Source organism: Stenotrophomonas sp. HMWF023 (assembly GCF_003060985.1).
GTDB classification, from domain to species: domain Bacteria; phylum Pseudomonadota; class Gammaproteobacteria; order Xanthomonadales; family Xanthomonadaceae; genus Stenotrophomonas; species Stenotrophomonas lactitubi.
Window position 1 is genome coordinate 1 of sequence record NZ_QAIJ01000030.1, and the last position, 7,193, is coordinate 7,193.

Genomic DNA, 7,193 nt, shown 5'->3' on the forward strand with positions numbered 1-7,193 from the left:
GTCGAAGGTGGTGAACCTGGCGACCAACGTGGCGGCGATCTCGTTCTTCGTGCCGACCGGCAACATCCTGTGGCTGTTCGCGCTGCCGATGGCAGCGGCCAACATCATCGGTTCGGTGGTGGGCACGCGGTTGGCGCTGAAGGGCGGCACGCCGTTCATCCGCAAGCTGTTCGTGGGGTTGGTGGTGGTGCTGATCGCGCGGATGGCGTGGGATACGTTCCGCGGTTCGTGAATGAGCGTCATGACCTGGTAGGGGCCAACCTTGGTGGGCACGCTGTTTCCGGCCGTGAAGGGCCGCCGGGCATGGCCCGGCTGTACAGGGGATTGCCGGCCAGCGGCCGGCACTACCACTATCGGGATTCATGACCCGGTGGGTGCCAACCTTGGTTGGCACGCTGTTGCCGGCCGCGAAGGGCCGCCGGGCATGGCCCGGCGCTACCAGGGCGGGCCGAGGCGATCAGGCTTCGGCTTCTTCCGGTTCGTCGGCCTGCTGGCGGCTGCGCTCCGGCAGCTTCAGGCGCTTGCCTTCTTCGTCGTACTCGATGAGCAGGACGCCCGAATCGTGGCGGCCGCTGATCTCGACGAAGCAGGCGCCACCGATGAACGGCTCCAGCGTCATCACCGATTTCAGTGGGGTGGCAACCACCATCTGGAAACCGAAGTTGTCGAAGATGTTCATCGCCAGCGCGGTGAACTCGTTGTCGGCCTTGTCGAAGGCTTCGTCGAGCACGACCGCGGCATAGCTGGGCAGCTGGCTGTCGGCACCGCCGAGCTGGTAGCGCAGCGCCGCCGCCAGGCAGGTGGTGGCCAGCTTCTGCCGCTGGCCACCGGACTTGCCGGCGCCACTGCGGTAGATCTCGACCTGCTGGCGCGTTTCCACGTCCAGCTCCACGCCGATGAACTCCACGTGCAGGCGCACGTCCAGCACAATCTCGCGCCAACGCTTGTCTTCGCCTTCCTGCGAGCCCAGGCGGTTGACCAGCTGGCGCAGGACGGTGAACTGGGTTTCGGCGACGTCGCGCTGCTCGGTCTGCTGCTGCGACAGCACCTCGCGCAGCTGCAGGTGGAACTCCTGCACTTCCGGCAGGCGCCGGTCGTTCAGCTCGATGGTCAGCAGGGTGCCACGGTTGAAGGGCACCTGCTCCAGACTGGCGTTGACTTCGTCCAGGCGCTGGCCGATCGACTTGCGGGCCTCGGCACTGTGCCGCTGCAGCGCCAGCAGGTTGTTCTTGCTCTGGTTCTGCAGCAGGTCGAAGAAGCGCTCTTCGTGCTGCGGCAGGCCATCGCGTTCAAGGCGTTCGAGGCGGGCCAGGAAATCCTCGGCCGAGGCCACCGACACGGTGAAGTCGCCCGATTCTTCCGGCCACTGCTGGATGAAGCGACGGAAGCAGCCCAGCAGCAGGTTCTCGACGCGGTTGACGTCCTGCTGCGAGGACGACAGCTGTTCGTTCAGCGCGTTGCTGACCTGGCGCATGTGCGCTTCCAGCGTTTCCAGGCTGAGCGGGCCCTGCTCCTGCAGGCGCTCGGCCAGGCCGGCTTCCTGGTCTTCGGCCAGTGCCGGCAATACCAGTGCACGGCTCTGCTGGCGGGCCCGGTCCAAGCGGTCGCGTTCGCGCACCAGCTGGCCGCGCTCGACGCGGGTGTCTTCGTAAGTGCGGCGGGCCTGCTCGATATCGGCGCGGGTGGCGTCGATCTGCTGGGCGATCCTGGCCAGGTCGGCGTTGCCTTCGCGCAGGGCGTGCAGGCTGGCCTCGATGTCGGCCAGACGCTGCTGCGGCGCGGCGACGTCGATTTCATTCCAGCTGATGCCCACCAGCTGGTGGCAGGCCAGGCGACGTTCGTTGTCGCGGTCACGCTGGCTGCGCAGGCGTGCGATGTCGGTATCGCAGCTGGCGATGCGGGCGGCCAGCTCCTGGGCTTCCTTCTCGAAAACAGCGAGCCTGTCGCGGTTGCTGAAACCCAGCAGCCAGCGGCGGCGATCATTCACCGCACTGCGATCGTCCTTCTCGAAGCGGTCGCCCGGATGCTTGACCTGGCCTTCGCGGGTGATGCCGCGGTCGACGTTGCGCAGCTGCTTGGCATCCACGCATTCGTAGTCGAAGCGCTTGCCCAGCTCGCGGCGCAGCCAGCTTTCGAACACGTGGTCGCGCAGTTCCAGCTTGTGCAGCAGCGATTTCGCGGACGGTTCGCGGGCGAACGCATCATCATTGCGACGCACGCGGTAGTAGGTGAAACGCATGCCCAGGTGGGTGCGGTTCACCCATTCGGCGACGTCGTTGTAGTGCTTGTCGTCGACCAGCAGCGATTGCGCGAAGCCACCGAGCACACGTTCGATCGCGCCCTGCCAGCTCTGCTCTTCCGAGCGGACCTGGATCAGTTCGCCGACGAACGGCAAGGCCGCTTCGGAGATACCGGTTTCTTCGGCCAGGCGCGCGCGCAGCTTCTGCATCGGCGCAGGAATGCTGGAGGGCGTGCGCTGCATCGCCTCCAGTTCGCCACGCACTTCGGAGAAGCGCCGCTCGTCGTCGCGCTTGCCGCCCAGCCGTTCGCTGATGGCGTCGTCCAAGGCGCTCGAAGCGCGCTGGCGGTCTTCCAGTTCGGACTGCGCCTGTTCGACCAGCTCGGCGAAGCCATGCGCGTCGTCGGGCAACGCGGCCTGCAGTTTCTGTGCAGCGTCGTGTGCCTGCGCCTGCTTGGCCAAGCGGCGGTCGCGCTCGGCTTCGGCACGGCCCTGCTCGCGTTCCAGTTCCTCGATGCGCTCGCCGCCCTGCTGGCGGCGCTGCAATTCCAGCTCGGCCAGGCGTTCGGTGTGGTTGTCCAGCGCCGCACGACGCTGCGATTCTTCACCCAGCAGGCCACGATCGCGTGTGTCCATCTCGCGCAGGCGCGCTTCGATCAGCAGCTGGCGGCGGCTTTCGCGGAAGCTGTCGATACCAAGCTTGAGCGCTTCGTCGTCGCCGCGACGGCGGCTCATCGCCTGCAGGTCGCGGTAATGTTCGCGCGCCGGCTGCAGGGTTTCGACCTGACGCCGCGCAGTGACCACGGCCTGGTGCGCGCCATCGAGTTCGGCGAAATCGCTGACCAGTCGTTCGGCGGCGTCGAAGGTCTTCGGCGTGTCGAGCATGAAGTCGCGCAGGAAGACGTTGAGGTCGCCCAGGTTCTTGGCCGACTGCGTCTTGTGCAGCAGGCGCAGCGCCATCTCGTTGTCGATGCCGAGCAGGTGGCGGAAGCGTTCGGCGTAGCCGGAGAACGTATCGAAGTGATGGACGTCGGCCAGCTTCTGCTTGAGCTTGCGCAGATCCAGGTCGAAACCGCCGAGGTCCTTGGCGATGTCGAACGGGCGCTCGGCGATCATGTAGTGCTTGCGCACGTCACCGGCGGAGGTGCTGCTGCCGGCGATCCACAGCAGGCGTACCAGGCTGACCACGCGGCCATCACCGGCGCGATACTCCAGCACCAGCGCGGTCCAGGTGGCGCCCTTGCGCAGGTACTGGGTGGCGATTTCACCGGTGCCACTGTCCTGCTGGTCGGCCCATGCGCCGCGCACGTAGGAGACCAGGTTGCGGTCGCGGCCGCTGCGTTCGGCTTCTCGCGCAGCGGCGTTGAAATCGACGATGGCCGGTGGTGTCAGCAGTGCGGACATGGCATCGAGCAGGGTCGACTTGCCCGAGCCGGAGCGGCCGACGAACAGGAAGCCGCGCTCGGCGATCGGCACTTCGGTCAGGCCGTTGAAGGTGCCCCAGTTGTGCACCTGCAGGCGGCGCATGCGGAACTGCTGCAGACGCGGGTCCGGCAGGCCGTCATTGAACAGGGCGGGAGTGTGCTTGGAAATGGCCATGCGGTGCTCGGGTCTCTCAGGCTTCAGCGGCCGGGGTTTCGCGCAGCTGGCGGTAGACCGCCGAAAGCTGGGATACGTCTTCGGCGGAGAACAGCAGCTTCAACGCCGGCGAGACTTCGTGGCGGTCTTCCTGGCCGCCGAGGCGGGTCAGGATGTGGTTGTCCTTCATCTTCTGCACCGCCGAGGCGACGCGGCGGTTGAAGCCGGCGCGGTCGGTGGACAGGTTCTTCTCGTAGATGGCCAGCGCTTCAGCCATTTCGGCATCGGCGACCACGGCGCGGTTGCCGCGTGCATCGGCTTCGCCCAGCTGCTGACGCAGGTACAGCAACAGCACCGAATCGATGAAGGTCAACGGCGACGTGCGCAGCAGTACCGGTGCATCGACGTCCTCGGTGTCGGCCTGGCGGGTGAATGCCACGCCACTGTCACGGTCGAGCACCAGTTCCAGGAACAGGTCCGACAGCGCCGAACGGATGCCGGCTTCGCTGCGGATCAGTGCCGGCCACAGCTTGGCGTGGCGCAGCTGATCGATGCTGGGGCCGATCAGCAGCTGGCACAGCGCGCGGCGAGCATCCAGCGGCAGGCGGCCGGTATCGCCCATGTAGTAGACGTCGTTGCCGCGACGCGGCTGCGCCACGGTCGTCACCGGCTCGGCCTGGTAAGCGTCTTCGGCCAGGTCGGCATGCGGTGCGTCGATGGGGTCTTCATGCCAGCTCATGGCGTCTCTCCTGGGTAAACCAAACCAGCGGGATGCGGGCGCGACGGATCTGACCGTCGCCACCACGCCATTCGGCAAGCTCCTGTTCGCCGGCGATCACGCTGCCAAAGCGCGTGCCCAGCGAGAGGTAGCCGATGACACTGCCCAGCCCCTGCGGCGCTTCGCGCTGTGACAGGGCCTGGGCGATGCTGAGTTTCGGCTGCCTGTCGAGCAGGTCGTGCAGGTCGCGGCGCAGGGTGCGGAAATCGATTTCCGACGACGCCACCAGGTCACCCACGCTTTCCAGGCTGATGCTGGCCGCATCGTTGTATTCGACGTTGCCATCGACCTGGGCGCTGCGCGGGTCGTGCAGCTTCCACTGCGACCACGAGCGCAGGCGGCTGGTGGTCAGCTGCAGGTCGCGGCCGATGGCGCGCTGCGCCGGGAAGTCATCACGCAACGCCAGTGCTTCGGACTGCGCCTGTTTCAACAGCTGGTTGAGGCGGCGCTGTTCCAGGTAGCCACGGCTCTGCACGAAACCGCGCAGGCTGCGCGCGAAGTTCTGCAGCACGTCATGCACCTGGCCACCACGCTCGAGCATGGTGCTGGTGAAGCCGCGCAGGAAATTGCGCTCGTTGCGATCCAGCCGACGGGCGAAGCCACGGGCCAGCAGCGTCTCCAGCGCGGCATCGAGCTGGGCGCTCTGTTCGGCGTCGTTGAGCAGACGCCAAAATGCCTGGAAACTGCGGCCCGCGTCGCTCTCGCCGATCACGTCCACGCCTTCGAAGAGCTTGGACAGCACGTCGCCGCGCTCGCCCTCGTCATCGATGATGCGTTCGCGGAAATCGCGGTTGAGCTGTTCGAAGTCGTCGCGCACACGGCGGAAGTCTTCGGTCAGTTCGTCGGCCAGGCCGATGATCTGCCGCGTACGTTCCAGCGCGCGCTTTCCATCCAGCGCGGTCACACGGCCGGCCCCGACACGGGCGATCTCAGCGTCGATGCGGTCGCGCTCGTCGCGCAGTGCGGACAGGCGTGCGTCCGGATCGGCCTCGGTCTGCGCGGCCAGCTGCGACAGCTGTTCGATCACCAGTGCCAGACGGCTCTCGGTGGCGGCCACCCGGGCCTGCTCCATGCTGTCGGCGAAGCGGATCGCCTGCAGCGCCTGAGTCGAGAGCTCGTACTGCTCCTGGTCGGCGCCTTCGGGCAGCCGGCGTTCCAGCCAGCCCTGCGCCAACCAATGGGCGACGTAGGCCTGCGCGGTCCGCGGCAGCTCGCGCGAAAGCTCGTCACCGTTGAGCTGGTCCAGCGCGCGCTGCAGGCGCTCGTTGAGGACCGATGCAGGCAACGTGCGATCGCCGTCCATCAGCAAGCCCTGCAGCAGGCCGATGATTTCCGGTGCGTGGTCGGCGGCGAGCAGCTTCCATTGCGGCTGTTCGCGCAGGTGGCGATAACGGGTGATGCGTTCGCGGTGCTTCATGCAGCGAGATCGGTCCGAAGGGCGCGGCGGCCAGCGCGCGCGCGCAGGCGCGACGCAGGCACGGCGAAAGCGGCGGCCACGCGCGGCCGCCACCGGGAGGCGACGGCGCTCAGCGCTTGCCGCCTACTTCGATGAAGCGCAGGAACTCGGCGCGGGTGCGGGCATCCTCGCGGAAGCTGCCCAGCATCTTCGAGGTGACCATGCTGACGCCGCGCTTGTGGATGCCGCGGGTGGTCATGCACTCATGGGCGCCTTCGACGACGACACCGACGCCGACCGGCTGCAGCACATCCTGGATGCACTGGGCGATCTGCGCGGTCATCTTTTCCTGCACCTGGAAGCGGCGGGCGTAGGCTTCGACCACGCGGGCCAGCTTGCTGATGCCCACCACCTTGCCGGCCGGCAGGTAGCCGACATGCACGCGGCCGATGATCGGCGCCATGTGATGCTCGCAGTGGCTTTCGTATTCGATGTCGCGCAGGACGATCAGTTCGTCGTAGCCGGCCACTTCCTCGAAGGTGCGTTCCATGTAGGCGCGCGGGTCGTCGCGGTAGCCGCTGAACCAGTCGCCATAGGCTTCAGCCACGCGGCGCGGGGTATCCAGCAGGCCTTCGCGGGTAGGGTCCTCACCGGCCCAGCGCAGCAGGGTGCGCACGGCATCCTCGGCCTGGACCTGGGTCACATCGCCCTGCGGGGCGGCCTTTTCGTTGTTCTTGCTCATTGCATACAGCGCCCGAACGGGGGGCGAGCATCGTACCCGACCGGGGGGTGGGTCGTCCTCTGGGGACGGTTCATCGGGGGTGACGCGCGGCGCCGGACTGCTATCGGTTTGGAGCGGAAAGGGCGACAGGGCAGGACACGCCGTAAACCCATCCCTGGGGGCTCGGTCGGCGCATCCATGCGCCTCACGGTCCTGCCCTGCCGCCCTTCCCGCTCCCTGACGGTTTCCTGCGGGCGCGGCCGGACCGCCCGAAAGCGGGGGTCAAAAGCTGGGGTTCATGGCTTCGGAGAGTGCTCTGGTAGCGCCGGGCCATGCCCGGCGAGCGGAGCGGTGCCACAAGGAGCCGCCGGGCACGGCCCGGCGCTACCGCTCTTGCCTTTAAAGAGCCAACCCTCCGCGCTCGCGGGGTGATGGGTGGGTGGTGGAGGGCCGGGCGGGGCAGGACCGTGAGGCGCATGGA

General features: G+C 67.3%; 5 protein-coding genes. 1 reads left to right on the plus strand and 4 read right to left on the minus strand.

The window, feature by feature from the left end; all coding sequences use genetic code 11:
- Nucleotides 1–232, plus strand: a 232-nt coding sequence (locus DBR20_RS01270; RefSeq protein WP_146186925.1) for a TSUP family transporter, incomplete at its 5' end; no start/stop codon positions are given.
- Between the two features lie 225 nt (nucleotides 233–457).
- On the opposite strand, the gene DBR20_RS01275 is transcribed toward DBR20_RS01270, so the two are convergent.
- From DBR20_RS01275 to folE, 4 genes are all read right to left on the minus strand, one after another.
- Nucleotides 458–3,838 carry an ATP-binding protein gene (locus DBR20_RS01275; RefSeq protein WP_108264911.1) on the minus strand — a complete coding sequence of 1,127 codons (3,381 nt, stop codon included), beginning with the start codon at nucleotides 3,836–3,838 and terminating at the stop codon, nucleotides 458–460.
- Nucleotides 3,839–3,854: 16 nt separating this feature from the next.
- Nucleotides 3,855–4,556, minus strand: a complete 702-nt coding sequence (locus tag DBR20_RS01280; protein WP_108264912.1) for a DUF4194 domain-containing protein — start codon at nucleotides 4,554–4,556, stop codon at nucleotides 3,855–3,857.
- Nucleotides 4,543–6,012 carry a DUF3375 domain-containing protein gene (locus DBR20_RS01285; RefSeq protein WP_089241983.1) on the minus strand — a complete coding sequence of 490 codons (1,470 nt, stop codon included), beginning with the start codon at nucleotides 6,010–6,012 and terminating at the stop codon, nucleotides 4,543–4,545. The genes DBR20_RS01280 and DBR20_RS01285 overlap by 14 nt, the downstream gene beginning before the upstream one ends.
- 109 nt (nucleotides 6,013–6,121) lie before the next feature.
- A complete protein-coding gene (gene folE / locus DBR20_RS01290) occupies nucleotides 6,122–6,733 on the minus strand; it encodes a GTP cyclohydrolase I FolE (RefSeq protein ID WP_089241981.1) in 612 nt (203 codons plus the stop codon).
- Between the last annotated feature and the right edge of the window lie 460 nt (nucleotides 6,734–7,193).